Here is a 25,689-nt window from a genome sequence, read left to right as displayed (position 1 = left end):
CTGCCCGCAAGGAGCTTGTGGATGAATGACGCGCTGATTCGCTTCGAAGGCATCGGCAAGACGTTCGGCCGGGTGCGCGCGCTGGAAGGCGTGGACTTCGCGTTCGAGCGCGGCGAATGCGTGGGCATCGCCGGACACAACGGTGCGGGCAAGTCGACGCTGATGGCCGTGCTCGCTGGCGTCTACCCGCCGACGCACGGCCGCATCGAGGTGGACGGACAGGCCGCGCCGCACTACGACGCCAACGCGGCGCGCGCGGCGGGCGTGCGCTGCGTGTTCCAGGAACTGTCGCTGTGCGCGAACCTGACGGTGGCCGAGAACATGTGCATCGTGCATCCGCAGTTGCGCGGGCGCGGCTGGCGGCGCCGGGCCACGGCGCTGATGCGCGAGACGCTGGAAGCCATCTTTCCGGGCAATGGTTTGAAAGGCAACGAACTCGTCTCCGACCTGACGCTCACGCAGCAACAGATGGTGGAGATCGCGCGCGGCTTCACGGTGACGGAGTCGCCGGTGCGGCTCGTGATACTCGATGAACCCACGTCCTCGCTCGACGCCCACACGGCCGACCAGTTGCTCGCCTTCGTGCGACAGGCGGCGGAGCGCGGCATCACGTGCGTGCTGATCACGCACATGCTGGGCGAGATCGAGCGCGTGGCCGACCGCGTCGTGGTGATGCGCGACGGCGGCGTCGTCAGCGTGTTGCCGCGCGAGGCGTCGAGCCGGGCCTCGATCATTCAGGCGATGGGTCAGCATCTCGAAGCCGAGCGCACGCCAGCCGCGCAACGCGCGCGTGCCGTGCGCGAGGCCGGGCCGCAGTTCCACTGGAAAGTCGGCGCGCGCAGGCACACGGCGATCGAGGCGGCGCGCGGCGAGATTGTCGGCTTCGCGGGGCTGGCGGGGCAGGGGCAGACCGAGGCGCTGCTGTCCATCTATACGGCGGCAACGGGACATGGCACGGCGCGCGCCAAAGTCGCGTTCGTCGCGGGCGATCGTGGCTGCGACGGCGTGTTCCCCGTCTGGTCGATTGCCGGCAATCTCGACATCCGCTGGCTGCTCGGCGGCGCGCGCAGGAAGCGCGGCTTGATCGACTTCGCGGCGGCGCGCGCGGTGGTGGAGGCGTGGCGCACGAAGATCGGCATACGCGGCGCGTCGATGAACGCGGGCATCCTGTCGCTGTCGGGCGGGAATCAGCAGAAGGTGCTGTTCGCGCGTGCGCTCGCCTCGGACGCCGATCTCATCCTGATGGACGATCCCACGCGCGGCGTCGATGTCGGCACCAAGCGCGACATCTACCAGCTCGTGCACGACGAGGCCGCGAAGGGCCGCACCTTCGTCTGGTACACGACCGAAAACGAGGAGCTGTCGCATTGCGACCGCACCTATGTGTTCCGCTCGTCGGCGGTCACACGGATCCTGCACGCCGACGAATGCACGGAAGAAGCGCTGCTCGCCGCCAGTTTCCAGGAGCACGCCGCATGAGTCTCGCCATTGCTCAAGGACGTTTGCGCGCTGCGTTGCCCGCCATTTCCCTGATCGCCGTGCTGGTGCCGATCCTCGTCATGCAGCCCGCGGTGATGAGCTACTTCGGCTCGAACCTGTTGCTGAATCTCGCGGTGCCCATCGTGCTCGCGACGCTCGCGCAACTCGCGATCATCACCGTGAACGATCTCGATCTCTCGATCGGCCCGTTCGTGAGCCTGGTCGCCTGCATCGGCGCGACGCTGCTCGTCAAGCAGCCGTGGCTCGGCGTGCTGGCGTTGATCGGCTGCGTGCTCGCGTATGCGGCCGTCGGCGCGCTGATCGAACTGCGGCAGATACCGTCGATTGTCGTGACGCTCGGGCTCTCGTTCGTGTGGAGCGGGCTCGCCATCGTGCTGCTGCCGTCGCCGGGCGGCACGAGTCCCGCGTGGCTCGGCACGGCCATGAGTTATCAGACGCCGTGGATCGCCGCGCCCATCGTCTGGTCCGTGCTGATCGCGGCCATCGGTCATCTGCTGCTGATGCGCACCTCCGCAGGCGTGCGGATTCGCGGCGCGGGCGGCAATCCGCGCGCGATGCGCCGCTTCGGCTGGTCGCTGGTGCGCAGCAAGGCGACGCTGTACGGCGTGGCGGGCTGCTTCGGCGTGCTGTCGGGGCTGTCGCTGCTCGGCCTCACCACGTCCGCCGACGCCAATCTCGCCTTGCGCTACACGCTGCTCTCGATCGCGGCGGTGATCCTCGGCGGCGGCGAGTTCGTCGGCGGACGCGTGAGTGTGGTCGGCGCGGTGCTCGGCGCGATCACGCTGACCCTGGCCGCGTCGTTCCTCGCCTTCCTCAACATCTCGGCGGACTGGCAGGTCGGCATGCAGGGCGCGATCCTGATTGTCGTGCTGTCGCTGCGCGTGCTGCTGCAACGAGGAGAGCGCCGATGAATCCGCAATCTTCAAGCGACGCCGTCGCCACGCCCGCGCAGAGCGGCTGGACGCGGCTGCGCAACATTCAGGCGCCGTGGGCGTGGTCGTTCGTGGGCGCGGTGCTCGTGTGGATCGCCATCGCCGGAATCTTCGGGCTGGGCATCGCGGGCAATGTCGCGCAGACGGCGCTCACCTACGGCGTGTTCATGGTGCTGGTCGGCCTCGGGCAGATGCTCGTCATCACCTCGGGCGTCGGCAACATCGACTTGTCCGTGCCGTCGACCATCGCGCTGGCGGGCGTGGTCGGCATGCATGCGATGCACGCCGACAACGCGCAGATTGCGACAGGCGTCGCGGCCGCGCTCGGCGTGGGCGTCGTGGTGGGTGTCGCCAACTACGCATTGATCCGCCTGCTGCGCATTCCGCCGATCATCGCGACGCTGTCCTCGAGCTTCATCATCCAGTCGGTCGCGATCACGCAAGGACGCCAGCTTCCGCCGCCGCCGCCCGCGCTCGGCGCGTTCGCGACGGACCGGCTGCTTGGCGTGCCCTATATCGCGCTCGTGGCGCTGGCGCTGTCCTGCGCGCTCGCCGTGCTGCTGCATCGCGCGGTGTACGGACGCCGGCTGTCGGCCATCGGCCAGAACGCGCGCGCCGCGTGGCTCGCCGGCGTGAACGTGCATCGCACGCGCTGCCTCGCCTATGTGCTGTCGTCGATGATCGCGGCGCTCGCAGCGTTGCTGCTCGCGGCGGTGTCGGGCGGCGCGTCGCTCGACATGGGCGTCGAGTACATGCTGATCTCGATTGCCGTGGTCGTGATCGGCGGCACGCTCGTGACCGGCGGCAAGGCGAGCATCGCGGGCGTGTGGGGCGCATCGATGTTCCTGTTCCTGACCAACGCCGTGCTCAACGCGGTGGGCGCGGACGCGGGCGTGCGCTCGATCGTCTATGGCGTGCTCATCATCGCGGTGACGGTCGCGGCGGGCGGCAAGGCCGTGCGCTGAACGGCACAACTTGAAGAATCAACCGGACGAGGAGACATGAAACCGAGCGATATCGAAGTCCACGACCCGCGTTTCAGACTGCTGCTGCAGCCGAACGCGTTCCTGAGCAAGCTGACGGACCAGTGCCTGTGGGCCGAAGGCCCGGTGTATTTCCCGGCCTCCGACCTGCTCATCTGGAGCGACATCCCGAACAACCGCATGTTGCGCTGGGCGCCCGGCATGGGCGTGGGCGTGTATCGCGCGCCGTCGAACTACAGCAACGGCAACACGCGCGACCGCGAAGGGCGGCTCGTCAGCTGCGAGCACGGCGCAAGGCGCGTCACGCGCACCGAGCACGACGGCAGCGTGACCGTGCTGGCCGACACGTTCGAAGGCAAGCGGCTCAATTCGCCGAACGACGTGATTGTCGATTCGCGCGGCGAGATCTGGTTCACCGATCCTGACTACGGCATTCTCAGCGACTATGAAGGCTATCGCGCGGACAGCGAGATCGGGCGCTGCAACGTGTATCGCGTGACGGAGAACGGGCAGGTGCGCATTGCCTGCGACGACTTCGTGAAGCCCAACGGCCTCGCGTTCTCGCCCGACGAGAAGAAGCTGTATGTGGCGGACTCCGGCGCTTCGCACGACGACGCCGCGCCGCGTCATATCCGCGTTTTCGATGTGGCGGCAGACGGCGCGTTGCGCAATGGCCGCGTCTTCATCGAGATGCAAAGCGGCGTGCCCGACGGCATGCGCCTCGACGAACACGGCAACGTCTGGACCAGCGCCGAGGACGGCGTGCACTGCTACGCGCCCGATGGCGCGCTGCTCGGCAAGATCCTGATCCCCGAAGTGGTGGCGAATGTCACCTTCGGCGGATTCAACCGCAACCGGCTGTTCATTGCCGCGACCTCGTCGATCTACTCGCTGCACGTGGGTGTGAGAGGCGCGGGCCGCTGACCGGCCAGCACAAACACCAACAACAGGAGACTCAGCATGCAATTGCATCGGCTGGCCGCGGGCCTGCTCATGACCGCACTGTCGGCATCCGCGTTCGCGCAGGTTGCCAGCGGCGACACTTCGGCGATGAAGATCGCCTTGTCCAACAACTATGCCGGCAACAGCTGGCGCCAGCAGATGCTCAAAAGCTGGTCCAACGTCGCCGATCCGGCGGTGAAGCAGAAGGTCGTCGCGGCGGCGCCAAGCTTCACCACGGCCGAGAGCCAGGCCACCGAACAGGTGCAGCAGATCCAGAACCTGATCCTGCAGGGCTACAAGGCCATCGCCGTGGACGCGGTCTCGCCGACCGCGCTCAACGGCGTCATCAAGCAGGCGTGCGGCGCGGGCGTGACGATCGTGTCGTTCGACGGCATAGCGACCGAACCGTGTGCGTATCGCATCGCCGTGGATTTCCAGGGCATGGGGCGCATGCAGGTCGATTACCTCGCCAAACGGCTCAACGGCAAGGGCAACCTGCTGGAGATCCGCGGGCTGGCCGGGGTGTCGGTGGATGACGAGATCCATCAGGGCATCGTCGACGAGCTGAAGAAGTATCCGGACATGAAGATCGTCGGGTCGGTGCATGGCGACTGGACGCAAACGGTCGCGCAAAAGCAGGTGGCCGGCATCCTGCCGACGCTGCCGCCGATCGACGCGGTCGTCACGCAGGGCGGCGACGGCTTCGGCGCGGCGCAGGCGCTCAAGGCGGCCGGCCGTCCGACGCCGATCATCATCCTCGGCAACCGCCAGGAAGAACTCGCGTGGTGGGCCGAGCAGAAGAAGAGCGGCTATCAGACGATGTCGGTGACCATTCCGCCGGGGGCCTCGTCGTTTGCGTTCTGGGTCACGCAGCAGATTCTCGCCGGCAAGAAAGTGCCGCACGACATCCGCATGCCGGTGCTCGAAGTCAAACCGGACGAACTCGATGCCGTGCTCGCGAAGACGCCGGCCGGCGCGCTCGCGAACAAGGAATACACGCGCGAGGAAGTGGTCGCGGTGGTGGACGGCAAGAAGTAGCGCGCTGCGTGCGGCCTCGATGTGCGTGACGCAGGCACGTGACGTAACGTAACGTCGGGCACTCCGGGAGCGGCTAAAACCCGCTCCCGCTTGACCACACGGCTTCAGCGCAGGTTGGCACGGACTCTGCATGGTGAAAGGCGGCGCTTCATGTGCCGAAAAAAAACCATACGCTGAGACCAACCCAACATGACTGCCGAACTCACTTTCGCCGATACCGCCGCGCGCCCGAGCCAGATCGACGCGCGTTACGCGTTGCGCCATCCGTTGCAGATGGCGCTTTGTCTGCGCGGGCTGGTGGCCCGCCGCGACTTTCTGGTGGCCGGGTTCGAAGGCGGCCAGATCGTCACGCAACTCCTCGACGTCGATTCCCGCAGGGCCCGCTTCGTGTTCGACTACGGCGGCGCGCGCAGCGACAACGCCGCGCTCGCCGCCGCCGACAGCCTCACCTTCCGCAGCCATCCGGGCGGCATCCGCACGGAGTTCGTCACGGGCCGCGCAACGCCGGTGAGCTTCGAGGGCCGCCCGGCCTTCGAAGCGGCATTTCCCGCACTGCTGTATTTCGTCCAGCGGCGCGAGTTTCATCGCGTGGAGACGCCGGTGGGCGAGCCGTTCGTCGCGAGCGGAATCGATGCGGAAGGCGAGCCGTTCGATCTCGATTTGCAGGATATGTCGCTCGGCGGCATTGCACTGCGGACGTCCGACCCGCGCTTTGCAGCGCTGCCGCGCGGGACGGTCTGGAACGACGTCACGCTGCAAATGGGCGCGTTCAGCCTGGTGACGGTCCATCTCGAGATCGTCGCGCCGCGTCAGGCCATCACGCCTTCCGGCGAAGCGCGCACGGTACTCGGCTGCCGTTTTAACGATCTCTCCGGCCGCGCGGAACGCACGCTGCAGCGGGTCATTACGCAGCTGGAAAGCCGTAATCTGCGCACGGCCGGCCGTTGATGCGTTTGTGTGCCGGCTGGCTTCGTGGGGACGAGCCGCGGCGCATTCGATTCTTTACGGGTGCTGCAAGCCGTCGGCTTGCAGCCCTTTTCTGCGTTCCGACTTCTGCTTCTGCTTAGTCCATTTGAAAGTGACATGCGGCTGAAAATCCGCTGGATTAATACCGTTCTTTACCGTGTATTACAATTGTGACGCAATGGTGATTTTCCGGTTCCGCAATAAATCCCGTATCCGGGCTATTTTCAATAGTTGGGATGAGAACCGGGTTCCAAAGCGATTCTCCAAAGTTATCCCGCTATAAATTAATATCATTATTTGCGGCTGAGAATAGCGTCGTAGACTGCGCAACGCGGGCCGGGGGTGATCGCGTCATTTTCCAGTTGTCTCGAATGACTTTCCAAAAGAAATGAATCAGCCACGCCGTCGCGGGCTCCGTATTGCGGAATCCTCGACGGCGGTGCCCGGCGAAGCCGGCGCCTTTCCGAAAATATTTTCGAAAGCCTTTGCCTCCCTGTCATTTACCTTACTCACGGTATAACCGCCGGGGCGACCCGCGTTCAAACGTTTCATATGCAAGCGGTTTAAGTGTTTTCTAAAAGCGGGCATTAAGTGTTTTCTAAAATGGCCTGCGAAATAAACACTGAATACGGTTTTAATTTCAGGATTCGCCAAAAATATTAAGTGGCGATTGAGCAGCATGAAAATCTCGCGAAATCGACATCTCTACGCGTCGCGATGTGCGCCGGCACGGCCGGTTTCATGCAAGGGTCGGGCAGGGATGCCAAATCAGAAAAGCAGTACGCGAACAGGCTTTTCGCATCAGGGGAAAAGAGTATGAACAAGTTCAGCGACATGGCGACGTTCGTGGCCGTTGTGGAAGCAGCGAGTATTTCCGAGGCCGCACGCCGGCTGGGGGCAACCAAGTCGATCGTGAGCGAGCGCATTACCCAGCTCGAACGCTATCTGGGTTGCGCGTTGCTCGAACGGGGCCGGCCGCTGCGGACGACCGAGCCGGGTCTGGTGTTCTACAAGAGCGCGGTGCAGATCCTGGAGGAAGTCGAATTCGCGGAAGAGTCGGTGCGCGATAGCCAGTCGAGCCTGCGCGGTGCGCTGCGCATCGTGGTGCCGACCAGCCTGCTGGCGTCGCACTTCGGGCCGGTCCTCACGACGTTTGCGGCAAGGCATCCCGATCTGTGCCTCGACGTGGAAGCGCAGAACCGCATCGGCAACCTGCAGGACGGACAGTACGACGTCGCGATCCGTACCGGAGAACTGCCGGATTCGCGGCTGGTGGCCCGCACGATCACGGCCAATCACACGCTGGTGTGTGCGAGCCCGGCGTATCTGGACAAGCGCGGCACGCCGACGCATCCCGGCGACCTCATTCATCACGACGGCCTCAACAACTGCAATTTCGAACCCAACGGCATGTGGAGCCTGATGGTGGACGGCAAGTATCGCTCGTTCCGCATCGGCCGGCGCATGCGCGCGGACTCGGGCGCCGTCCTGCTGGAAGCGGTGCGCGCCGGGCTCGGACTCGCGATCCTGCCGACCTTCGTCGCGGCGGATGCCATCCTCTCCGGCGACGTGGTGCCGGTGCTGCAGGACTACGCGCCGTGCGGCGGGCGGATTTCGGCGGTGTATCGCAAGACGGTGGGCACGCCGCCGCGCATCAAGGTGCTCGTCGATCACCTGATCGAAGAGATTGGCGAACCCGCGCGCTGGGACACGCAACTGATCAACTCGGGCCTTGTGCGGATCTAGGCGCGCAACCCATAAACACTGTCCGGCGGAAGTCTCGAGCCATGAGCCGTGAGCTCCACAATCTGTACCGTGAGGCGGGCGGCAGCACTGCCGGGAGCCAGCGGGTCGTGGTGCGGGAAGGGTCGGTCGAACTGCGGCTCGACGACGCCGGCGACGATGAAGTCATGCTCCAGCGCGTGCTCACGCGGCGTGACGGCAGCGTCGTCGTGCAGCTGTTGCCGGTGGCCGGCGTAGCGGAGCTGATCGAATTCCGCGAGAGCGATCCCTACAAGGAGATGCTGGCGCAACACTACCGCACCTGTCTCGACGCCATTGCGCACCGCGTCCACGTGCACGGCGCGGTGCGCCCGCCGGCGAGCGTGTCCGAGTGCGCGAGCGAACTCGACGTGTCGAGGCTGATGCGCCCGGTGTGCCGGCGCCACGGTGGCACCTTCGCCCTGTTCCACTGGCTCTCGGCCACGCCGGGTGCGGCACCGAGCCGGGCGACCTACGATACCCATGTGATCCTGGCCGCCTGTTCGCCGGGCTGGCTGCAGACCTATGTGCGCCGCGTCGTGACGGACCCGGTGCTGGAATATGCGAGGAACGAGCATTTCCCGGTGCGCGGCCTCGGCATGTTCGCCGGGTCGGGCGGTTCCTGGCTGGGTGCCGAGGCCCATCAGCACGGACTGCTCAGTCACGTGTTCTTTCCCGCCAACCGCGGCGGCGCCAACGGCCGCGTGTTCGGCCTCCTGCACGTCGGGTCCGAGGCGGCCGCACCGGAGGGCGAGGAACGGATCTGGCGGGGGCAGCGCGAGTTGCGCGGCCTGGCTGAAGAACTGCTCGACTGGCCGTCGATCCGCTTTCGCCGCACGGCCGCCTTGCAGTACGGCCTCAGCGACTCCGAGCGCATCATTCTCGAATGGATCCGGCGCGGCGGCGACGCGCGCCATGCCGCCGCCGATCTTTCCGTGACGCAGCGGCAGGTCTACCGGCTGTACAAGTCGATCAAGAAGAAGCTCGGACTCGACGACATCCGCGCCTGCGCCCGCATGGCCGCGGACGTGGGCCTGCTCGGACGGTTCAGGTAAGCGGGCGGTCCTGCATCAACCCTGCATCAGTCCTGCTTCAGCCCGCGCGTCTTCCCTTGCGTGCGCGCGGCACGCCTTCGGGCTCGCCCCAGATGAGCGCGGGCATGCCTTCGAGCGCGGCATCGACCCGCTCGCACCACGCGCGCCGCAAGTTGCGCGGATAGTCGTGATGCTGGTCCAGCGATGTGAACCGGTCCACGCGGAACGTGTCGCGCTCGTACGCCAGCAGATCGAGCGGATAGGCTACCGAGAGATTCGCGCGCAGGGTCGCATCCATCGAGAGCAACGCGCACTTGGCTGCTTCGTCGAGGGACAGCGCGCGCCGCGTGAAGGCCCAGTCGAGCAGCGGACGGCCATGGCGCGACTCGCCGATCTGCAGATAAGGCATCGCGGCCGACGCGCACACCGTGTTGCCGCTCGGATAGATCAGGAAGAGCTGCGGCTCCGGCGGAGCGACGGGCTCGCGTTCTGCAAGCGGCCGTGCCGGCGGCGTGGCGGCATGCGTGCGAATCTGCCCGCCGAGAATGAAGCTGCAGTTGAAGTCGAGCTCGAACGCCTCCAGCGCCGACGCCTCGCGCCGATGCACGGCGCGCACGGCATCGGCGACCATGCCGGCTGCGGCTCGCAGCGTCGGCGCCGTCAACAGGGACGCGCTGCCGCCGTCGCAGGCGTCCTTCAGCAGGTCGACGACCGCCTGGGTCTGCGCCAGGCTGCCCGCGCCGAGCAGCACCAGCACGCGCTCGCCGGGCGTTTCGAATACGGTCATCTTGCGCGCCTCGGCGACTTCCTCGACGCCCGCGCTGACACGCGTGTCCGACAGGAACACGAGGCCGTCGTCCACGCTGATCGCCACACAGTAGGTCATGAAGACTCCTTGAGGGCGGTCATTGGAGATCGCCCCGCGTGCGGAATTCGAGATAGCGCAGCAGCGAGCCCAGCGTGTGCATCAGTTCCGGCGTGAGCCGCGCGGGTGGCAGCGCCTGCTCGGCCTGCCAGCCGCCGCCGGCGGCCAGGGCGCGGGCGAGTTCGATCCAGCGCGACAGTTCTGCCGAGACGCCACGTACGTCCGCATTCGCCTCGATGTTTCGTGGCGAAAGCGAAAGCGAAGGCGATGGCGACGGCGACGGCGTGTCGTCCGCATACGGATGCAGTGAGCCGAAGTGACTGTCGTAGCGCATCGCGCCGTCGTCGAGGCTGGCTGTGCGCGAGTAATCGGACTTGAGCCCGCCGGCGCGCTCCGCGAACAGCGGCGCACCGAACTCCGCCAGGCCGGGCATGCCCATCGGATCCTCCGGGCCGCTGAGCAGCGTGCGGTTTACGCCGTCCTGTTGCGCGAACAGCAGCAGCGGGTCGGAAGGCAGATCCAGCAGGTCCGGCAGCGCCGTGCCGGTCAGGCTGGTCAGCGTGCTTTCCTTGGCCGTAGCGCTGGGTTCCGGCGAGGGTGCGGCCGGCGCGAGATTCCAGTTGGCCGGGGCGGCGTCGCTGGCGAGCAGCGTATACGGACCTACCGCGATGCGGTCGCCCGGCGCGATGCCCGCCCGCTCGCCCGCCGCGAGCGGCCGGTCGTTCAGCGCCACACTCGCGGCGGGGCCCAGGTTCTCGATATGCCAGCCGTCTTCGTGATGCAGCACCGCGTGCCGCTCGATGACCCGCGCGGCTTCGTCGGGCAGGATCAGCAGGTTGCCGTCCGCCCGGCCGATGCCCGCGCCGTCGGCGTCGCAGGTCGCGCTCAGGCGGGACGTCAGGATCTTGTTGTCGTAGGCAATGGCGGTCAGTCTGAGAGGTCGCATGAGGGACTCGCTATCTGTGTTGCTGTGGTGCAAGGCGTTCACGACGGACATGCGAAGGCCCTCATTTGCGGCAGGAAGAACGGGTCGTACGCGCTGTTGCTGCGAATCGTCATCGACAGCTTGTGGCCGTCCACCGTGAACGTGGCGACGAAGCCGTCCGCGTTGCCGTTGGGCACGATGCTCGCCTGATCGAACAGGTGTTGCAGCGCCCACGGACCCTGCGTGCGGATGCCCGACGCGCCCGACGGCGTCACCACCTGGAGGCTGACCACTTCGCTGTGCGATCCGGGCCATTGCATGTTGACGGGGATCTGCGGGCCATGCGCGTAACGCATGCTTTGCCCGCCGACGTCGAGCACGAATTCCGTGATTGCGGGATCGAGGTCGAGCGGCGTGATGGAGAAGCCATACGACATCGAAGCCGCGTTGCCCGTGAAGAACACGTTGCGGATGATCGACGCGTTGCGGAACGAGGCCGCGAAGCCGCCGCCCGGGTCGGAGTTGAACGACGCCGTATCCGCGCTCGTCGTCACGGCGTGCGTCAGGTTCTTCTGGTAGAAGTCGTCCATCAGGCCGCCTGGCGAGAACATCCGCGAGAAGTCGCTGCTCGCCACGTCATGGTTGGAATTGCGCGCGAACGGATAGCGTCCCGCGATGGTCTGCGCGCACACCGCGCCCACGCTGGAGTAAGCGTTCTTGCGCAGATCGCGCTTCATCATGCCGTTGACCTGCGCTTCGCCGGTCTTCGAGACGTCGGTGACGATCCCCTGCATCTGCGACGGCATGCGTCCCGCCTCGGCCTTCAGCCGGTTGAACACGTCGGTCTGGGGCGGCGGATTGTTGCTGTCCACCGCGCCGTTCACGGACACCAGATACTGATACAGCCCGTCGATGGTCTTCAGCACGTCGTCGATCGGCGCCGGGCCCTTGTCGTTGACGTCGCCGGTCAGCACCAGATGCCTGAGCGACGCGAAATGATCGTCGACGATGCTCTCGGGCCGTTCGCCGGAACTGCTGCCCGTGGGCGACGATTCGTCGCCGAACATCTGCGCCAGCGACCTGCGCGCCTCGCCGATGCGTTCGGCAATGCGTCCGGTATCGCGCCTGAGCGGTGCGCCATGGCCATCCAGCAGATCGGTCTGACGGGCGACGGCCGTGAAGAACAGCTTGAGCGGCGAGTCGCGCGAGGACAGCGTGCGGGCAATCTGCATGCTCTGCACCAGCGACTGGCTGGGCACGACCTTGATGTCGCCGAGATAGTCGTCCCAGGTCTGGATGAAGTCGCCGAAGTACTGGCGCTTGACCGCGTCGATCAACTGGCGGCGCGAGTCGCTGCTTTCCTGGCCGGCGGCGTCGGCGGGCACGCCGAGCACCCAGTGATCCTCGCGGCGCATCTGCTCGACCGCATCGTCGATGTCCTTGTTGATGTGCTCCCAGTAGCCGTTCACGGTGAACAGCGCGGGCACGCCCTCGGTGATGGCCCGTCCGCTCTTGCGCGTCAGCACGAGGCTCGCTTCCGGACCGCCGGCGGAGGCGATCGAAATGGCGGGCGCCTTGATGGCGTCCATCTCCTTGCGGCGCAGGTAATGGTAGGTGCGCTGCGCAAACGGCATTTGCAGCAGGCGGCTGCGCACGGTGCCCACGAGCGTGTTGTCGAGCGGAAACGGCGAGGCGAGCGGTCCCAGCGCGACGAGGTCGGAGAGCTGGCCGTCGATCAGTGAACGCGCCTCCTTCGTGGCGTTGCCCGGCAGCGCGTGGTTGACGTTCAATTGCAGCCAGGCGGCGAGGAATTCGGGATCCCAGGTCTTCTGGTCGTAGAGCATCAGATAGGCCTTCAGGGCGTCATAGGTGAATTCCAGGTCGGCGGGCGGCGCCCCTTCGAGGATGTCGTGGATGCGCACCGCGACTACCGGCAGCAGCTTTTCGCGCAGCGTCTTCCGATAGAGCTCGCCGGTTGCATCGACGATCTTGTCGCCCTGGTACAGGCCCATGCGGTGACTCAACGTAGAAGGATTCTCGACGTCGATGGCCGGACTCTCCGGCAAGGCGCGTTCCATTTCGAGCAGCGGCGCGAGCGCGCTGACATCGCCGGGCGGCACTTCCAGCGGCGCGCCGGCGGTGTGATCGAGGTCGGCCGTCTGCCCGGCGACATCGCGCAGGAAGGTCCGGTTGGAGAGATAGCTGTTGGTCCAGAGCGCGGCCAGCACGGTCAGCGCCAGTCCGGTGCAGAGCAGCGCCCCGCCGTGCATCAGCATGCGCCTGACGGTCTGTGCGCGGTTCCGGCCGGCCCACGCGCTTTCCTCCAGCAACACGTCCGGCAGGAGCCGCGCGAGGAACGTGCTGCCGAGGCGCGGCGCCAATGCCGGCATGGCCTGGGCCGCCGCCAGCCCGAGCCGCTCGCGCCGTTCGCCGAGCACCAGGTCGAGCGGCTCGCCGCCCTGCCGCGCGCTGGTGAAATAGACCCCGCGCACGGCAAGATTGGTTTCGTATTGCGAGTGCCGCGACAGTTCTCCGTACCACTGCGCGAGCCGTGGCCTGAGCGCGGCGAACTGCTGCGGAAACAGATAGATGTCCTGGCGCTTGCGCACGTCGGGCTCGCGGGCGAGCGTGTCGGCGAGGCCGTCGTTGAGGCGGTCGAGCAGCGCCGCGAGTCCGCTTTCGAAGGCGACGTCTGGCGCAGCGCCGGGATCGGCCGGACGCGTCCAGCCCCATACCTGCGCGCGCGCTTCGGAAGGCAGGGCGTCGAAGGTTTCGGCGAAGCCCGCGAGACGGTCCATCTTGGTCACGACGAGATACACCGGCAGCACGATCCCGGCTTCGTCCTGCATGCGCTGCAGACGCGCGCGATGCCGGGCGATCAGCTCGAGACAGTGGCGCTCGTCGGCATGCATCAGGTCATCCACGGGCAGCGCGAGGATCACGCCGTTGACCGGCTGGTCCGCACGATGCCGCCGCAGCAGGCGCATCAGCGGGAAACGCTCCGCGCTGCCATCGGCGGGCGCGAGGAAGCTGCCCGGCACGTCCACCAGCACACAGCGATTGCCGAACCACCACGAGCAGTCTTCGAGCGGCGAAGCGGGCCCGGACGACTTCGGCTGCGCAAGCCCGGCCTCGCGGATGAACGAAGTCTTGCCCGCGCCGTCCGCGCCGAGCAGCGCATACCACGGCAGCGTATAGACGTAATGGCCGGTGAGCCGGTCGAGCCAGCCGCGCCAGGGCTTGCCGCGCTCGTGCGTGCCGCGCCTGAGCACGGTGAGGGCGTCGCGCAGCCGCTTTTCGGTTTCGCCCAGCGGCACGCGCCGTTGCCGCACCACTTCGGCGCGGTCGACCCAGCGGGTGCGCGTGCGGCCGCAGGCGCGCGCGATGGCGACGATCCAGCCAAGCCGCCAGAGCAGCCAGATAGCCCAGATCAGCAGCACGGCGGCGATCAGCCACTCGCGGGCCTCGGGCGTGTCGAACGGATGCGCATTGCCGATCGCAATGATCGAGAAGTCGTTCCAGATGATCCAGACGACGATCAGCACCATGATCGTCACCGCCATTTCGCGGCTGAACAGCGCGCTCCTGATGCGTTGAAAAAAGCTCATTGCGCTGCTCCCTGGGGTGTGCTGTCCGGCGGGCTCTGCGGGTTCTGCGGATCGCCGCCCGGTGCGTCGCTGATCTGCGAGGCCGCCGAGCGCATCAGCACGATCTCCACGCGGCGATTGCGCGACCGGCCGCTCGCCGTGTCGTTCGACGCGATGGGATTCGCGTCGCCCAACCCCGCCGCGGTGATATGCCGGGTGGCCGACAAGCCGTTCACCAGCAGCATCTGTTCGACGCGCCGGGCGCGCGCCAGCGAGAGCGCGTCATTCGACGGGAATTCCTTCGAGTGCATGGGCTGGTCGTCGGTGAAGCCGTTGACGACGATGTCGCCGGGCAACTGGTTCAGCGCGCCCGCGATGCTCGCCAGCACCGGCCGGTACGCGTCCTTCTCGTTGGCCGAACCCGACGCGAACAGGCCGTCGCCGTGAATCGTCACGATGCTGCGGTCAGGCAGATCCTTCACCTCGATCAGCCCGAGCCGGCACAGGCCCTGCAGCAGGCTCGCCGCCGTCGGCGCCTTCACGCTCTGCGCGGCGATGTCCGGCAGCCGCGCGTGGCGAATCGCGGCCGCGACGACGTCGCCGCGCCGGTCGGCGGAACTCTTGAACGCCGTGAACATGCCGCCCGTCGCCAGCACTGCGCCGATCAGCCAGACCCAGACCGGCACGCGGCCGCGCCGTCCGGTTGCCATGCGCTTGTCCGGCAGCGCATGTTGCGACAGCAGCGCGCCGTACTCGCCGCGTTGCGCGCGCAGGATCCGCAACAGCCGCTGACGGATGCCGTCGAGCTGGCTCTGGCCCTGGTCGAGCACGCGGTAACGGCCTTCGAAGCCCAGTTGCAGGCAGTAGTACTGCAACTCGATCAGGTCGAGATGCGCGGCCGGGTTCTGGCACAGCCGCGCTAGCAACTGGAAGAACTTTTCGCCGCCCCAGGTTTCGCTGTGGAAGGTCACGAGCAGGCTGTGCGTGGACCAGCGCCCTTCGCCGCCCCATTGCGTCAGCGCGATCGCCTCGTCGAGGGCCGTGCACAGGCAGTAGCGCGCGCCGATGATCGTCTCGACCGGAATGCCCAGCAGCGTGGCGCGCTCCTGGAACGCATGCATCTCGCTGACGAGACAGGTGCGCAAGGCCTCGAGCTCGATGGGACCGCCGATGCGGATCTGGATCGCCGTATCGAGCAGGCTGTTTGCGGTTGCGAGCAGCGGGGTGCCGCCGCGTGCCGGGGCTGCCGGCGACGCAACCGTGTCCGGCGGCGTCAGTGCCATTGCTTCTGCCATAGCGTCTTGAAGTCGGTGAAGAGTGAATCGGGGCGGCGCGCCGGGCTAGCGGTCCTGACTGCGGATCGCCCAGCATTCCATCGAGAGCCCGGGCAGGTCGCCCGCGACGTGCAGCGCGAGTCCGCCTGACTTTTCGAGCTGGCCCCACAGTTCCGAGCTGGAGTCCAGCTCGAAGTAGTGGTGATCGACGTGATACGGAATCTGGCGCGGCGCGACCGGCAGCGCGCGCAGTCCGATACCGGGCAGTTGCAGATGCACGAGGTTGTGCAGATGCTCGACCGGCCCGATCTTGACCTGCGCCGGATAACGCGTCTGCACCGCTTCGGCGGGCAGGTCCGCGCGCACCGCGAGCACGAAGGCGGCGCGGCGCAGCAGCTCGGGCGTCGGGATGCGGGCCACCCAGACGCGTTGCGCGCGTTCCTGCAACTCGATGGCCACTGCGCTCTGCTCCATCACGCTCGACAGCGACCGCCGCAGTTCGAGCATCAGCGGGCCGAACGCGCTTTGCAGGTCGTCGTGGCGATACACCGGCCACACCACTGGGCGCCGCGTCGGGCTGGTGAAGGTGCTGAGATCGCAGGCGAGCCTCAGCCAGTCGCGAAAGAGGATTTCCGGATGCTGCATGCCGGCCTGCTGCACGTGCCAGGTTTCCGACTGCGCGCGGTTCACCAGGCCGAGCAGCAGGAAATCCGCCACTTCGCCGACACTGCCGCGCCCCGAGCGCTTGAGCCGCTGTTCGAGCAGCGCGCCGCGTTGTTCGAGCAGGCCATGCAGTTCGCGCACGAGGCCGGTCAGGACCGGATGGCGGATCGCGGAGAGCATCGGCGCGATGTAGTCGGGATCGAGCGAGACGTGGTTGTCCGGATGACGTTCGCGCACCCGCACCACGCCAATGCCCTGCCAGTCCGCGCCGAGTTCGGACTCGGGCATCAGGCGCAGCCGCATCTTGCCGAGCTGCACCGCCGCCGGTCCGAGCGAGACCGCGACGTTGTCGGCCAGCTCGGTGTTCTGCGCGACGTAGCGCGCGAGCGAGGCCTGGCTCTCCTCGTAGATCACGTCCACCGCGCCGTGCTGGCGCAGCGGCGCGGCGAGCACGATGCGCTGGTCGCGCAGCGTGGCGGGAACGTCGAGCGGCACGGGCGCGTCCTCGCCGCTATGGAACGAGAACGGCGTGCCGTCAGGCAGCACGCCCTGCGCCGACAACAACGCAATCTTGCCGATCTTGAGCGCGCCGTGATCGATTTCGATATCGGCGAGACCCCAGAAGAACGGCGACGCGCCGGCCGCGCTGCGATGCTGCACGTAGTGCTCGACGTAGCGCTCGAGTTGCTGGAAGTGCTGGGGCCGCAAATACATGCCTTCGGACCACACGACCTTGCTGTGATCGATCCATGATTCGCGCTCCCGGATGGTGTTTTTCATGAGGTTCTTCAACGTTTGTCGAGCGTGACGGTCACGCTCTGGCGGGTGATGTCCACGGCGATCTTTTCGGTGCGGGGCGAGAACTGCCACACCTTGTAGAGGTTGGTGCTCTTCGGCGGCGTCAGCGCCACGGTCTGTTTCCACACCCGCTTGTCGATCAGCCGATACCCCGCGACGATGCCGAGCTGCGTGGCGAGCGCGCCGCCCGGGCGGTGCAGCGTTTTCGTTTCGCCGGGCTGCATGATGAGTTGCTGCGTGAAGACGAGGTCTTCGCCGAGCGCTTCCTTGGCGCGGTCCTGAAGCGTCGGGAAGCTGGCCGCGTCGAAGGCCGCGGTCGACTTCAGCTCGTACAGGCCGACGAGAATCGGCGACGGCTTGCCGGTCACGCCCAGGTTGGCGTCGTTGGCGACATGCAGCGTGATCTCGTACGGCACGTCCATGTCGCGCTCGGTGGACGCGCATCCGCACATCGCGATGGCCGCGACGACGCAGACCGCACGGTGTGCGAATCCTTTCATCATGGAAACTCCCGGTGTTACGACGCCATGTTCAGCACTTTGGTCTGGCTGGGCGAACTGCCGGTGCCCGTGGTGTTGGCGTTGTTCTGCAAGGTGGGATCGGTCATGCGCGTGGTCGGCATGCCTTGCAGCAACACCGTGTTCGCGCCGCGCGAGTTGCGCGACGAAGCCGAGACCGAGCCCGACGCCACGCCGCCTTGCGAGCCGCCCTGATCGCCGTTGGACGCCGGGGTCGTGGTGCCCATGTTGTGCGCGAAGCCGCCGCCGACCATCACGTTCGTCACGTTGGGCTCGGCGGACGCGCGCTGTGAGTTGTTGTCGTAGCCCGCCGGCGTGCCGACCGGCGGCGTCTTGTTCACCGACACCGCGTCGTTGCCGCCGCCCGCACTCGAATTCACCATCACCATGTTGGTTCTCCCTGGGTTAGCCGAGATGAATCTGTTCGCCGTCGATCTTCGACAGATGGTCGGCGCTCAACAGCACGTTGCGGCTGTGCAGCCGCATGAGTTCCGTGCTTTCGTGATCGATCTGCGCGGCGCGCACGTGATCCACCGTTTCGCAGGTGCGGAAGCTCTGCTTGCAGACCTGCACGATGTGATCGGCCAGTGTTTCCAGCGAGCGCGTCACGCTGCGCCAGGTCTCCGTGCTCGCCTGCGCGACCGTCGCGCGCAGCGACAGCGTCCGGGTGTGCAGTTCGGCGCGGGCGCTGTCGAGCGTCATGTGGTCCGCGTGAAGCGCGCAGCGCCGTGCCGCGTCCAGTTCGATATCCCGCGCGCTCGACAGCCGCAGACCGCCTTCGGCTTCGACGATCAGCGGGCGGGCCATGCGCAGCGTGGCCGGCGCGTCGCCGGGCCGCTCGATGATGGCGATCACGAAATGCCCGTGCGTGCGTTCGCGCGTGACCAGCACGGTGTCGCCGCAGGCCGGCGCGAGCAGGCAGCTGAACGCGGGCTGGCACGCGATCACTTCACCGTCCAGCGCGACGCGTACGGTTGCGCCGTCGTCGTCGAGTTGCTGGACGCGGCCGATGCGCGGCCACTGTGCTTCGATGTGCTGCTGGGTCAACAGGTTGGCAGGAATGCTCATTGAGTGGTTCTCCGGTAATCAGGCAGCAGGCGTCCGGCTGGCGCGCCGGGACGACCATTGTTCGGCGGCGTGCAGTTCTTCGTCGGCGTCGCGGGCGCCTTCCTTGTCCGACCAGGGCCGTTCTTCCGACTCCGCGCGATGGAACAGCGTGCGTTCGAAGGTGGCGTCTTCGAAGCGGGCGTCGTGCAGCGTCGCGCCCGTGAAATCCGCGGCTTCGAGGCGCGCCGCGTCGAAGCAGGCGGCGCGGCCCTGTGCCTGGCGAAACTGGCTGCCGCGCAACTGCGCCCGCGAAAAGTCCGCGTTGTCTATCCGCGCCTCGCTCCAGATCGAGCCGGGCAGATCCGCTTCGCGGCACTGGATGCGCTCGGCCCGGGCGCGGAAGAAGCAGGCCGAGGCCGCGCGCGCGCCGTCGAAGCGGGCGCCTTCGAGCAGCGAGCCGGTGAAGCCGGTGTGCGGCAGATGCGCGTCGTTGAAGCAGGCCCCGCTCATGTCGCACTCGATGAACTGGCAACGCAGCAGCGTCTGGCCGCTCAAGGTCTGGCCGCTCAGGTTGCATTCCGCGAAGATGGCGTTGTCGAACGACGCGTCGGGAAACGCTGCCTGACGCAGATCGACGCGATGAAAGAACACCTTGTGCAGCGTGCAGGCGTTGAAACTGATGCCCGCCACGGCGGTTTCGTCGAAGAAGCTGAACGCGAGCTTCGCGTGATCGAAGTGGCTGCCCGCAAGATCGCCCTTCAGGACATTGAAGCTGTCCAGCGCGGCCCGCGTGAAACGCGCATGCGGCGCGCGGCAATCGACGAAGCTCACGCTCTGCAGGGTCGAGGCAGACCAGTCGGCCTGTTCCATGTCGCAATTCAGGAACTGGCTGCCCTTCACGCGCGCGCCGGCCAGCACCGCGTGGTCGAAGCGGCAATGGTCGAACACGCAGTCGGCGAGTTGCGCGCCTGTCAGGTTCGCGGCGCGAAAATCCACCTTCTCGAAGACCCCGCCCGAGCAATCCATGCCTTGCAACGCGGCGCCTTCGAGCGACAGCGCCCTGACCGGCATGCCGTCACGCACCTGCTGTTCAAGGCCGAGCCGATCCGTCATGCCGCCTCCGGGCGCGCGCGCGGACACCAGATGACCCGTTCCTGATAGGCGTCGTCGAGACGCGTCGCGTCGTCGATCAGCACGTCGCCCAGATTGGCGCGGAACAGATTGGCCTGGCGCAGGTCCGCGCCGCGCAGATCGGCGGCGCGCAGCAGGGCCTCGATCAGATCGGCGCTGTGCAGGCTGGCCAGCCGCAGGTCGGCGCGGACCAGATAGCCGCGCTCGAAGCGGGCGTCGAGGAACGTGCAGGCTTGCAGATCGGCGTTCGAGAGGTCGCTGTTGGCAATGCGGGCGCGCGTGAAATCGCTGCGGGCGAGGTCGGCGGCGTGCAGGTTCACTTCAACCAGTTCGGCCTCCACGAAGGTGCTCGCATGCAGCGCGCCGCACTGGAGGAAGCACGCCTTGTGCAGGCGCGCGCCGTTGAAGCACAGGCGCTGCTCGACCGGGGATTCCGTCAGGCCGAGCCCGATGATGTCGGCGCCGCTGAAGTCCAGTGTCTGCGACGGGCAGCGGAACAGCACAAACTTGCGGATGACCGCGCGGCTGAAGTCGGCCCGCTCGATCTCCTGATCCATCATGACGACGTTGCTGATGCGCGCTTCACGGAAGAGGCTCGTGCCGAGCCGTCCCTTGCTGAACTGCGTGCGGTCGAGCGTGGCGCCCGAGAAATCGCAGTGCTCGAAACTGCTTTGCTCGATCACGCTTTGCCGCAGGCAGGCCTCGCGAAAATCGGCGGATTCGCCTTCCACGAGTGAGAGATTCGCTTCGCTCAGGTCGGCGTTGGAGAGGCGCGTGCCGCGCAGCTTCGCACGCACCAGATTGGCCTGCCGCAGACAGGCGCCGATGAAGATCGCGCTGCTCAGGTCGGCGCCGTCGAGGCTGGCGCGCGAGAGATCGACACCGGAGAGATCGAGGTTCGAGAGATCCGCTCCGGCGAGATCGGCTTCGATCAGCGACCGGCCTTCCGCGAGCGCCTGCGTCACCCACGCGCGCCTGCTGGCCGCCCGGGCGCTCTGGCCCGCGACGGCTTGCGGCGGCGCGGGCCGGAATTGCGCGGCATGCAAGTGGGTCTTGCGGCGCATGGCGAGCAGCGCGGGATCGATGACCGCCCCCGGCATCTCCGGCATCTCGGGAGGCGTCGCCGGCTCGGCGGGCGCGGGCGGGCGCGGGGCCGCGAGGATCTCGTCCGCGCGCTTGTGCAGATCAGCGATTCGGCGGTCCGCGTCCGTCTGGGTCTGCTCGACGTATTCGACCAGTTGCTCCGGCCGCGCGGGCATGGGCGTCGCGGCCGGGGCCGCCGGCGCGCCGAGCGCCTGCGTCTCGCGCTCCAGGCGGTTGAGGAACTGGCGGGCCATCGCATTCGGTTCGCCGGGCGTCCAGGGCGAGTCGCCGCTTGCGGCCAGATCTTCCGGGAACAGATCGCCGTCGCGCATCGCGTACAGCACGCCCCGCCGTGGATCGAGTCTGCGCGTGTGAATGTCTTCGTAGTGCGCGGCGGGACGCGGATGGCCGTCGGTCTCGGCGGCCAGCATCAGGCAGGCGATATCGCTTGCATCGAAGGTACGGATCGCCGTTACGCCGTGATAGATCATCACGACCTTCTCGATGTGCGGCAGGAACCAGAGCGTCGTGAGCCGCATCGGAATCTCGCGGCCCGGGGCGGTGTTCGAGTGCCAGGCGAAGGCGCGCACGTGCAGCGGCGGCAGCCGGCCCGCGATGCGCGCGCGCTCCGGATGCAGGTTGACGAGCTCATAGTCGCACGCGGCGGGCAGCGCGCTCAGGTCGGGGAACTGCTGGTCGGCCGGCGCGATGTTGAAGTACGCGGCATCCATGCCGCGCGGAAAGCCGGGGAAATCCTCTTCGATGTAGGTGTCGTCGAGTTCGCCGTACAGCGCGCGACGCTGCGGCCACGCAGAGGGCACCGGCGCGAAGCTGGCGCTGCGCACCGGTGCGTCCGACGGGGTCATGGGGTCGTCGGCGTAAGCGAGATTCGGCAGCTTCGCAGAGGAGGTCTCGTGGCCCAGGCCGAGCGGATTCTGCGGATAGTCCGGGCCGCCATACGCCATCGTCCAGTCGAGCGCCAAGCGCTCGAACGGGGCGGCGGGCAGGGGCCGCCCGTCCTGCGCGACGCGGTCCCCGGTGACGCGCAGCCGCTTGCTGCTCTGCGCGACCCGCAGACCGACCTCGCAGGCGTGCTGGTCATCGCAATGCGCGCCGTAGGCCCAGGCGGTCGCGAGATACTCGGGATGGCGTTTGGGCAAGCCGAGATCCAGCGTCTGACCGGCCAGTTCAGCACCGACCGTATTCCAGAGCGCCTGTTCGCCGAGGACGCGCGAGGCTTCGTCCAGTGTGGCCATGCACGCCACCGCAACGCCCAGCAGTTCACTGCCCTGATGACGGTAAGGGCGCGTCAGCACCGTCAGCCGGGTTGGTTTCATGATCTTCATTGCACGTCTTCTTTCATGGTGATGCGGGTGTCAGAACTTGACGTCGTAGCCGACGGTACGCATCGATGACCCTGTGCTCGATATCGTTGAACCGAGGGTCGAGATGGACGAACCGGTCGCCTTGATCTCGTTCCCCTTGGTTTCGACGGTGAAGGCTCGGGCCGCGATTTCGACGCCTCTGACGCTGGTGTTGAAAGCGTGAAGCTGTTCACGCGTCCCGGCGATGATTTCGAACTTGTTGCCGATGCTGAGGCGGTTCTCGACGCCGCTGATGACGTTGTTGGCGACCCCGAGCGTCACGGACGTCGACTCGCCGGCGACGAGCGTGTTCTTGAAACCGTTCACGGTGACGCTGTAGATGCTGCCGCCCAGGTCCGGCTGGAAGTAGTTCTGGATGAAGGAAGGGATCTGGCTGGCCAGCGTCTTGGGCTGTGACGTGTCCGATGAGGTTGGGGCTAGTGTCGAGGTCGATGTCGGCGGCGTGGATTGCTGCATGACGCTGCGCGCATGGGCTCTTTTGCCGCGTTTGCCTCGCCGTGCCGCCATGGCCTGCTGCAACTGGCCGGTCGTGCTGGCGGGTGCGCTTGCCTGTTGCTGCAGCAGACGCTGCGCACCGGAGGGCGGTGGTGAGGTCGAGCTGTCGCCGGAAGCGAGCGGCAAGCCTACTTCGATCGTGTGCGAGCCCGCCGTGGTATGCGTGGTGTTGGCTTCGACGGAGGTGTCGTAGTTACGTTCGGCATGCAGCTTGATCTGCTCGGAACCTTGCTTGTCCTCGAAGCGGAACATGTTGGCGTTGCTGCTGTTGCCGTTGGGCGTGCGGGTGAGGAAACCGCTCTGTGTGGCCGAGTCGGGGAGATTGAACGGCGGCATCTGCGAGGCGTTGTAGACGCGCCCGGTGATGAGCGGCCGATCGATGTTGCCGTTCATGAAGTCCACGACGACTTCCTGGCCGATACGCGGAATATAGATCCCGCCATAGTTCGACCCGGCCCATGCATCGGAGACACGTACCCAGCAGGAGCTGTTCTCGTCGCTCTTGCCGTAGCGGTCCCAGCGGAATTGCAGCTTCACGCGACCGAGCTGATCCGTCCAGATGGTCTCGCCCTCCGGGCCGACGACGACTGCGGTCTGTGGTCCGGTTGCTTTAGGAAGCGGCGTGACCGAGGGAGCGCGCCAGGGCAGCGACGTGGGTTGCGCGAGAAACTCCGTGTCGTATTGGGCAGTGCTGCTGCCGCTGGCATCGCCACCGCTCTGGAACTGATAGCTTGCGCCGACGATCAGGTACTCGCGGTTGTCGGTCGTGCGGGGAGAGCCGGTGAGCGTGAAAAGATAACCTGGCGCGAAGGCGCGGATAGTGGTGTGACCGTGAGCGCTTTCGCTACCGGTCTGTTCCTCTTCGAGACGCATCTGCGAGTAATGATCGCCTTCGTCGCCGTTGACGTAGCCGAGTTGCCAGTTGTACTTCTCGTACGAGCCGTGATCATCGCTGAGCGGATTGGCCTGCTGGCTTTGCAAGTCGGCCTTGGGCTTGCGAAAGTCGTAATCATCGACGACATAGCGGCCGGTGGTGACGTTGTCCTCGGTGTGCCACTGATCGACGCCTTCGGTCTCGGGCAGCGCGATCTGATCGGGCGCGAGATAGGGCAGCGAGGCGTAATCGGGCAAGGGATCATGCGCGCTCATGTCGTCGGCGAGCACGAGCGTGTGCTGACCCATCTGATGCGTGAAGTAGTAGTAGATGCCTTCCTGCTCCATCAGACGGCTGACGAAGGCGAAGTCGGACTCCTGGAACTGGGTGCAGAAACCCCAGGTGCGATACGTGGTGCTCAAGCGGTTGGTGACGGGAAAGCCGTAAGCGGTGAAGACTTCCTGGATGATCTCGACAACCGTCTTCTCTTGAAAGATGCGGCAGTTGACAGAGCGCGTGAGATACCACAACGAAGGCCGCACGGTGGCCGTATAGATATAGCTGCGCGAAGTGAGCGTCTCGCGGCCGTTGAACTCAAAGCGGGTGATCTGGCCATCGAGGTAACGCAGCGCACCGACCTGCGGCTGGATCTCCAGCGTGAGCGATTTACCGAGGGCGCTCTTGAGATCGAGCGAGGCATCGCTGGAGACGAGTTGCACTTCGAAATCGAAGAGCGTGGAAAGGGCTTCGTTACCCGTCATGGAACGGAAACTGAGGGTGTCGGCTGCAAATGCCTGGGTGTAGGCGGTGACAATCTGGGTCATGTCGCTCTCGTGATAATCGGATAGTGGGTCTGAAAAACGTTTTTTGAAACTGAGTCATCCTGAGGGGAATCGGTAGACTGGGTCTTGCGATTCCCGAATGCTGTCGGCCGACTGCGTAGGTCGAACTCTGGTGACGGAACTTCCAAAACGGTTCGCATGCTTGCTTCGATCTTCACGGCTGTCATGCGCGCATCCCCGGCATGCCGGCTGACGAGCTCGCCATCGCCTCAACGCGCGGCTGCTGGTTGCCGCGGTGGCGATAAGGGCGCGTCATCGACGGCAGCCGGGTGAGTTTCATGACCTTCATTGCGCGTCTTCTTTCCTGGTTATGCCGGTTTCAAAACTTGACTTCGTAACCGACGGTCTGGACCGACGATCCCGTGTTCGACACCTCCGAGCCGACGCTCGAGATGGATGAACCGGTCGACGTAATCTCGCTTCCCTTGTTCTCGACGACGGAGCCGGTGTTCTTGACCTCGGCTCCCGTTGCAGCGACGTCAATAGTGTGGAGTTCTTCGGAAAGCCCGCCGATGACATCGAGCTTGTTTCCTACGTTGAGGCGGTTTTCGTCGCCGCCGACGAAGTCGTTGACGATGCCGAGCACCAGGGACGTCGACTCGCCCGCGATGAGCTTGTTTTCATTGCCGTTCACCGTCAGGGAGAAGGCGTGAGCGTCGACCTTCGGGGCAAAGAAGTTGTCCGTACCGTCCAGGCCATGGTGCGCCGGCTGTATGGCTGGCGCAGCGGGTGTGGTCGATTGCTGCATCTCGCGGTGCGCATAGGCTTTCCTGCCGCGCTTGCCTCGCCGTGCGGCCATGGCCTGCTGCAATTGCTGCCCGGCTGAGCGGGTGCCTGCTTGCTGCTGCAACAGACGCTGCGCACCGGAGGGCGGCGGCGAGGTCGAGCTGTCGCCGGAAGCGAGCGGCAAGCCCACTTCGATGGTGTGCGAGCCCGCCGTGGTATGCGTGGTGTTGGCTTCGACGGAGGTGTCGTAATTGCGCTCGGCATGCAGCTTGACCTGCTCGGAACCTTGCTTGTCCTCGAAGCGGAACATGTTGGCGTTG

22 protein-coding genes are annotated in these 25,689 nt (G+C 66.3%); 8 read left to right on the top strand and 14 right to left on the bottom strand.

Annotation, left to right across the window (positions count from 1 at the left end):
* Nucleotides 1-21: 21 nt before the first annotated feature.
* The 6 genes from QCE88_RS21435 to QCE88_RS21410 all read left to right on the top strand — a co-directional run bounded on the left by QCE88_RS21435 (nucleotide 22) and on the right by QCE88_RS21410 (nucleotide 6,343).
* On the top strand, nucleotides 22-1,479 hold the full coding sequence (locus QCE88_RS21435; RefSeq protein ID WP_309905872.1) for a sugar ABC transporter ATP-binding protein: 1,458 nt from the start codon (nucleotides 22-24) through the stop codon (nucleotides 1,477-1,479).
* Nucleotides 1,476-2,411 carry an ABC transporter permease gene (locus QCE88_RS21430; RefSeq protein WP_309905870.1) on the top strand — a complete coding sequence of 312 codons (936 nt, stop codon included), beginning with the start codon at nucleotides 1,476-1,478 and terminating at the stop codon, nucleotides 2,409-2,411. The genes QCE88_RS21435 and QCE88_RS21430 overlap by 4 nt, the downstream gene beginning before the upstream one ends.
* A complete protein-coding gene (locus QCE88_RS21425; protein WP_309905867.1) occupies nucleotides 2,408-3,397 on the top strand; it encodes an ABC transporter permease in 990 nt (329 codons plus the stop codon). The genes QCE88_RS21430 and QCE88_RS21425 overlap by 4 nt, the downstream gene beginning before the upstream one ends.
* Before the next feature lie 36 nt (nucleotides 3,398-3,433).
* Nucleotides 3,434-4,339 (top strand): SMP-30/gluconolactonase/LRE family protein, encoded by a 906-nt coding sequence (locus QCE88_RS21420; RefSeq protein ID WP_309905865.1) that lies wholly within the window; start codon nucleotides 3,434-3,436, stop codon nucleotides 4,337-4,339.
* Between the two features lie 36 nt (nucleotides 4,340-4,375).
* Entirely contained in the window at nucleotides 4,376-5,395 is a 1,020-nt protein-coding gene (locus tag QCE88_RS21415) for an ABC transporter substrate-binding protein (protein WP_309905863.1), read from the top strand.
* A 189-nt stretch (nucleotides 5,396-5,584) separates the two neighbouring features.
* On the top strand, nucleotides 5,585-6,343 hold the full coding sequence (locus QCE88_RS21410; RefSeq protein WP_309905861.1) for a flagellar brake protein: 759 nt from the start codon (nucleotides 5,585-5,587) through the stop codon (nucleotides 6,341-6,343).
* Between the two features lie 411 nt (nucleotides 6,344-6,754).
* Here QCE88_RS21410 and QCE88_RS21405 read toward each other — a convergent pair whose 3' ends face one another.
* The gene (locus QCE88_RS21405) at nucleotides 6,755-7,042 is read right to left on the bottom strand and encodes a hypothetical protein (protein ID WP_309905860.1); all 288 of its coding nucleotides are present in this window, start codon (nucleotides 7,040-7,042) and stop codon (nucleotides 6,755-6,757) included.
* Between the two features lie 135 nt (nucleotides 7,043-7,177).
* Here QCE88_RS21405 and QCE88_RS21400 point away from each other — a divergent pair, with 135 nt between their 5' ends.
* Together QCE88_RS21400 and QCE88_RS21395 are read left to right on the top strand one after the other, a co-directional pair.
* Entirely contained in the window at nucleotides 7,178-8,107 is a 930-nt protein-coding gene (locus tag QCE88_RS21400) for a LysR substrate-binding domain-containing protein (RefSeq protein ID WP_309905858.1), read from the top strand.
* 41 nt (nucleotides 8,108-8,148) lie between these two features.
* Entirely contained in the window at nucleotides 8,149-9,177 is a 1,029-nt protein-coding gene (locus QCE88_RS21395; protein WP_309905856.1) for a hypothetical protein, read from the top strand.
* A gap of 37 nt (nucleotides 9,178-9,214) precedes the next feature.
* Here QCE88_RS21395 and QCE88_RS21390 read toward each other — a convergent pair whose 3' ends face one another.
* From QCE88_RS21390 to QCE88_RS21330, 13 genes are all read right to left on the bottom strand, one after another.
* Nucleotides 9,215-10,042 carry a peptidase gene (locus QCE88_RS21390; protein WP_309905854.1) on the bottom strand — a complete coding sequence of 276 codons (828 nt, stop codon included), beginning with the start codon at nucleotides 10,040-10,042 and terminating at the stop codon, nucleotides 9,215-9,217.
* A 19-nt stretch (nucleotides 10,043-10,061) separates the two neighbouring features.
* Nucleotides 10,062-10,967, bottom strand: a complete 906-nt coding sequence (locus tag QCE88_RS21385) for an FHA domain-containing protein (protein WP_309905852.1) — start codon at nucleotides 10,965-10,967, stop codon at nucleotides 10,062-10,064.
* A gap of 38 nt (nucleotides 10,968-11,005) precedes the next feature.
* Entirely contained in the window at nucleotides 11,006-14,554 is a 3,549-nt protein-coding gene (gene tssM / locus QCE88_RS21380; RefSeq protein ID WP_309905850.1) for a type VI secretion system membrane subunit TssM, read from the bottom strand.
* Entirely contained in the window at nucleotides 14,551-15,816 is a 1,266-nt protein-coding gene (gene icmH / locus QCE88_RS21375) for a type IVB secretion system protein IcmH/DotU (RefSeq protein WP_309905849.1), read from the bottom strand. The genes tssM and icmH overlap by 4 nt, the downstream gene beginning before the upstream one ends.
* 57 nt (nucleotides 15,817-15,873) lie before the next feature.
* Nucleotides 15,874-17,250 (bottom strand): type VI secretion system baseplate subunit TssK, encoded by a 1,377-nt coding sequence (gene tssK / locus QCE88_RS21370; protein ID WP_309905846.1) that lies wholly within the window; start codon nucleotides 17,248-17,250, stop codon nucleotides 15,874-15,876.
* Between the two features lie 8 nt (nucleotides 17,251-17,258).
* Nucleotides 17,259-17,771, bottom strand: a complete 513-nt coding sequence (tssJ, locus tag QCE88_RS21365; protein WP_309905844.1) for a type VI secretion system lipoprotein TssJ — start codon at nucleotides 17,769-17,771, stop codon at nucleotides 17,259-17,261.
* Between the two features lie 14 nt (nucleotides 17,772-17,785).
* The gene (locus QCE88_RS21360) at nucleotides 17,786-18,175 is read right to left on the bottom strand and encodes a PAAR-like domain-containing protein (RefSeq protein WP_309905842.1); all 390 of its coding nucleotides are present in this window, start codon (nucleotides 18,173-18,175) and stop codon (nucleotides 17,786-17,788) included.
* Between the two features lie 16 nt (nucleotides 18,176-18,191).
* Nucleotides 18,192-18,854 carry a DUF3540 domain-containing protein gene (locus tag QCE88_RS21355; RefSeq protein WP_309905840.1) on the bottom strand — a complete coding sequence of 221 codons (663 nt, stop codon included), beginning with the start codon at nucleotides 18,852-18,854 and terminating at the stop codon, nucleotides 18,192-18,194.
* Between the two features lie 18 nt (nucleotides 18,855-18,872).
* A complete protein-coding gene (locus QCE88_RS21350) occupies nucleotides 18,873-19,946 on the bottom strand; it encodes a pentapeptide repeat-containing protein (RefSeq protein ID WP_309905838.1) in 1,074 nt (357 codons plus the stop codon).
* Nucleotides 19,943-22,393, bottom strand: coding sequence for a DUF2169 domain-containing protein (locus QCE88_RS21345; protein ID WP_309905835.1), 2,451 nt, complete (start codon nucleotides 22,391-22,393; stop codon nucleotides 19,943-19,945). Before QCE88_RS21345 ends, QCE88_RS21350 begins: the two co-directional genes overlap by 4 nt.
* 30 nt (nucleotides 22,394-22,423) lie before the next feature.
* Nucleotides 22,424-24,625, bottom strand: a complete 2,202-nt coding sequence (locus QCE88_RS21340) for a type VI secretion system tip protein TssI/VgrG (RefSeq protein ID WP_309905833.1) — start codon at nucleotides 24,623-24,625, stop codon at nucleotides 22,424-22,426.
* 181 nt (nucleotides 24,626-24,806) lie between these two features.
* Nucleotides 24,807-24,932 carry a hypothetical protein gene (locus tag QCE88_RS21335; RefSeq protein WP_309905831.1) on the bottom strand — a complete coding sequence of 42 codons (126 nt, stop codon included), beginning with the start codon at nucleotides 24,930-24,932 and terminating at the stop codon, nucleotides 24,807-24,809.
* 30 nt (nucleotides 24,933-24,962) lie between these two features.
* A partial coding sequence (locus tag QCE88_RS21330; protein ID WP_409018177.1) for a bacteriophage T4 gp5 trimerisation domain-containing protein occupies nucleotides 24,963-25,689 on the bottom strand: 727 nt, incomplete at its 5' end.

Origin of the sequence: Caballeronia sp. LZ035, from assembly GCF_031451175.1 — a bacterium.
Taxonomy (GTDB): Bacteria; Pseudomonadota; Gammaproteobacteria; order Burkholderiales; family Burkholderiaceae; genus Caballeronia.
This window is presented reverse-complemented; position numbering and strand designations above follow the sequence as displayed.

Excerpts from the sequence above, each read along its gene's own strand:
- QCE88_RS21435 (WP_309905872.1), top strand. The coding sequence starts at position 22 with ATGAATGACGCGCTGATTCGCTTCGAAGGCATCGGCAAGACGTTCGGC.
- QCE88_RS21430 (WP_309905870.1), top strand. The coding sequence starts at position 1,476 with ATGAGTCTCGCCATTGCTCAAGGACGTTTGCGCGCTGCGTTGCCCGCC.
- QCE88_RS21425 (WP_309905867.1), top strand. The coding sequence starts at position 2,408 with ATGAATCCGCAATCTTCAAGCGACGCCGTCGCCACGCCCGCGCAGAGC.
- QCE88_RS21420 (WP_309905865.1), top strand. The coding sequence starts at position 3,434 with ATGAAACCGAGCGATATCGAAGTCCACGACCCGCGTTTCAGACTGCTG.
- QCE88_RS21415 (WP_309905863.1), top strand. The coding sequence starts at position 4,376 with ATGCAATTGCATCGGCTGGCCGCGGGCCTGCTCATGACCGCACTGTCG.
- QCE88_RS21410 (WP_309905861.1), top strand. The coding sequence starts at position 5,585 with ATGACTGCCGAACTCACTTTCGCCGATACCGCCGCGCGCCCGAGCCAG.
- QCE88_RS21405 (WP_309905860.1), bottom strand. The coding sequence starts at position 7,042 with ATGCTGCTCAATCGCCACTTAATATTTTTGGCGAATCCTGAAATTAAA.
- QCE88_RS21400 (WP_309905858.1), top strand. The coding sequence starts at position 7,178 with ATGAACAAGTTCAGCGACATGGCGACGTTCGTGGCCGTTGTGGAAGCA.
- QCE88_RS21395 (WP_309905856.1), top strand. The coding sequence starts at position 8,149 with ATGAGCCGTGAGCTCCACAATCTGTACCGTGAGGCGGGCGGCAGCACT.
- QCE88_RS21390 (WP_309905854.1), bottom strand. The coding sequence starts at position 10,042 with ATGACCTACTGTGTGGCGATCAGCGTGGACGACGGCCTCGTGTTCCTG.
- QCE88_RS21385 (WP_309905852.1), bottom strand. The coding sequence starts at position 10,967 with ATGCGACCTCTCAGACTGACCGCCATTGCCTACGACAACAAGATCCTG.
- tssM (WP_309905850.1), bottom strand. The coding sequence starts at position 14,554 with ATGAGCTTTTTTCAACGCATCAGGAGCGCGCTGTTCAGCCGCGAAATG.
- icmH (WP_309905849.1), bottom strand. The coding sequence starts at position 15,816 with ATGGCACTGACGCCGCCGGACACGGTTGCGTCGCCGGCAGCCCCGGCA.
- tssK (WP_309905846.1), bottom strand. The coding sequence starts at position 17,250 with ATGAAAAACACCATCCGGGAGCGCGAATCATGGATCGATCACAGCAAG.
- tssJ (WP_309905844.1), bottom strand. The coding sequence starts at position 17,771 with ATGATGAAAGGATTCGCACACCGTGCGGTCTGCGTCGTCGCGGCCATC.
- QCE88_RS21360 (WP_309905842.1), bottom strand. The coding sequence starts at position 18,175 with ATGGTGATGGTGAATTCGAGTGCGGGCGGCGGCAACGACGCGGTGTCG.
- QCE88_RS21355 (WP_309905840.1), bottom strand. The coding sequence starts at position 18,854 with ATGAGCATTCCTGCCAACCTGTTGACCCAGCAGCACATCGAAGCACAG.
- QCE88_RS21350 (WP_309905838.1), bottom strand. The coding sequence starts at position 19,946 with ATGACGGATCGGCTCGGCCTTGAACAGCAGGTGCGTGACGGCATGCCG.
- QCE88_RS21345 (WP_309905835.1), bottom strand. The coding sequence starts at position 22,393 with ATGAAGATCATGAAACCAACCCGGCTGACGGTGCTGACGCGCCCTTAC.
- QCE88_RS21340 (WP_309905833.1), bottom strand. The coding sequence starts at position 24,625 with ATGACCCAGATTGTCACCGCCTACACCCAGGCATTTGCAGCCGACACC.
- QCE88_RS21335 (WP_309905831.1), bottom strand. The coding sequence starts at position 24,932 with ATGAAGGTCATGAAACTCACCCGGCTGCCGTCGATGACGCGCCCTTAT.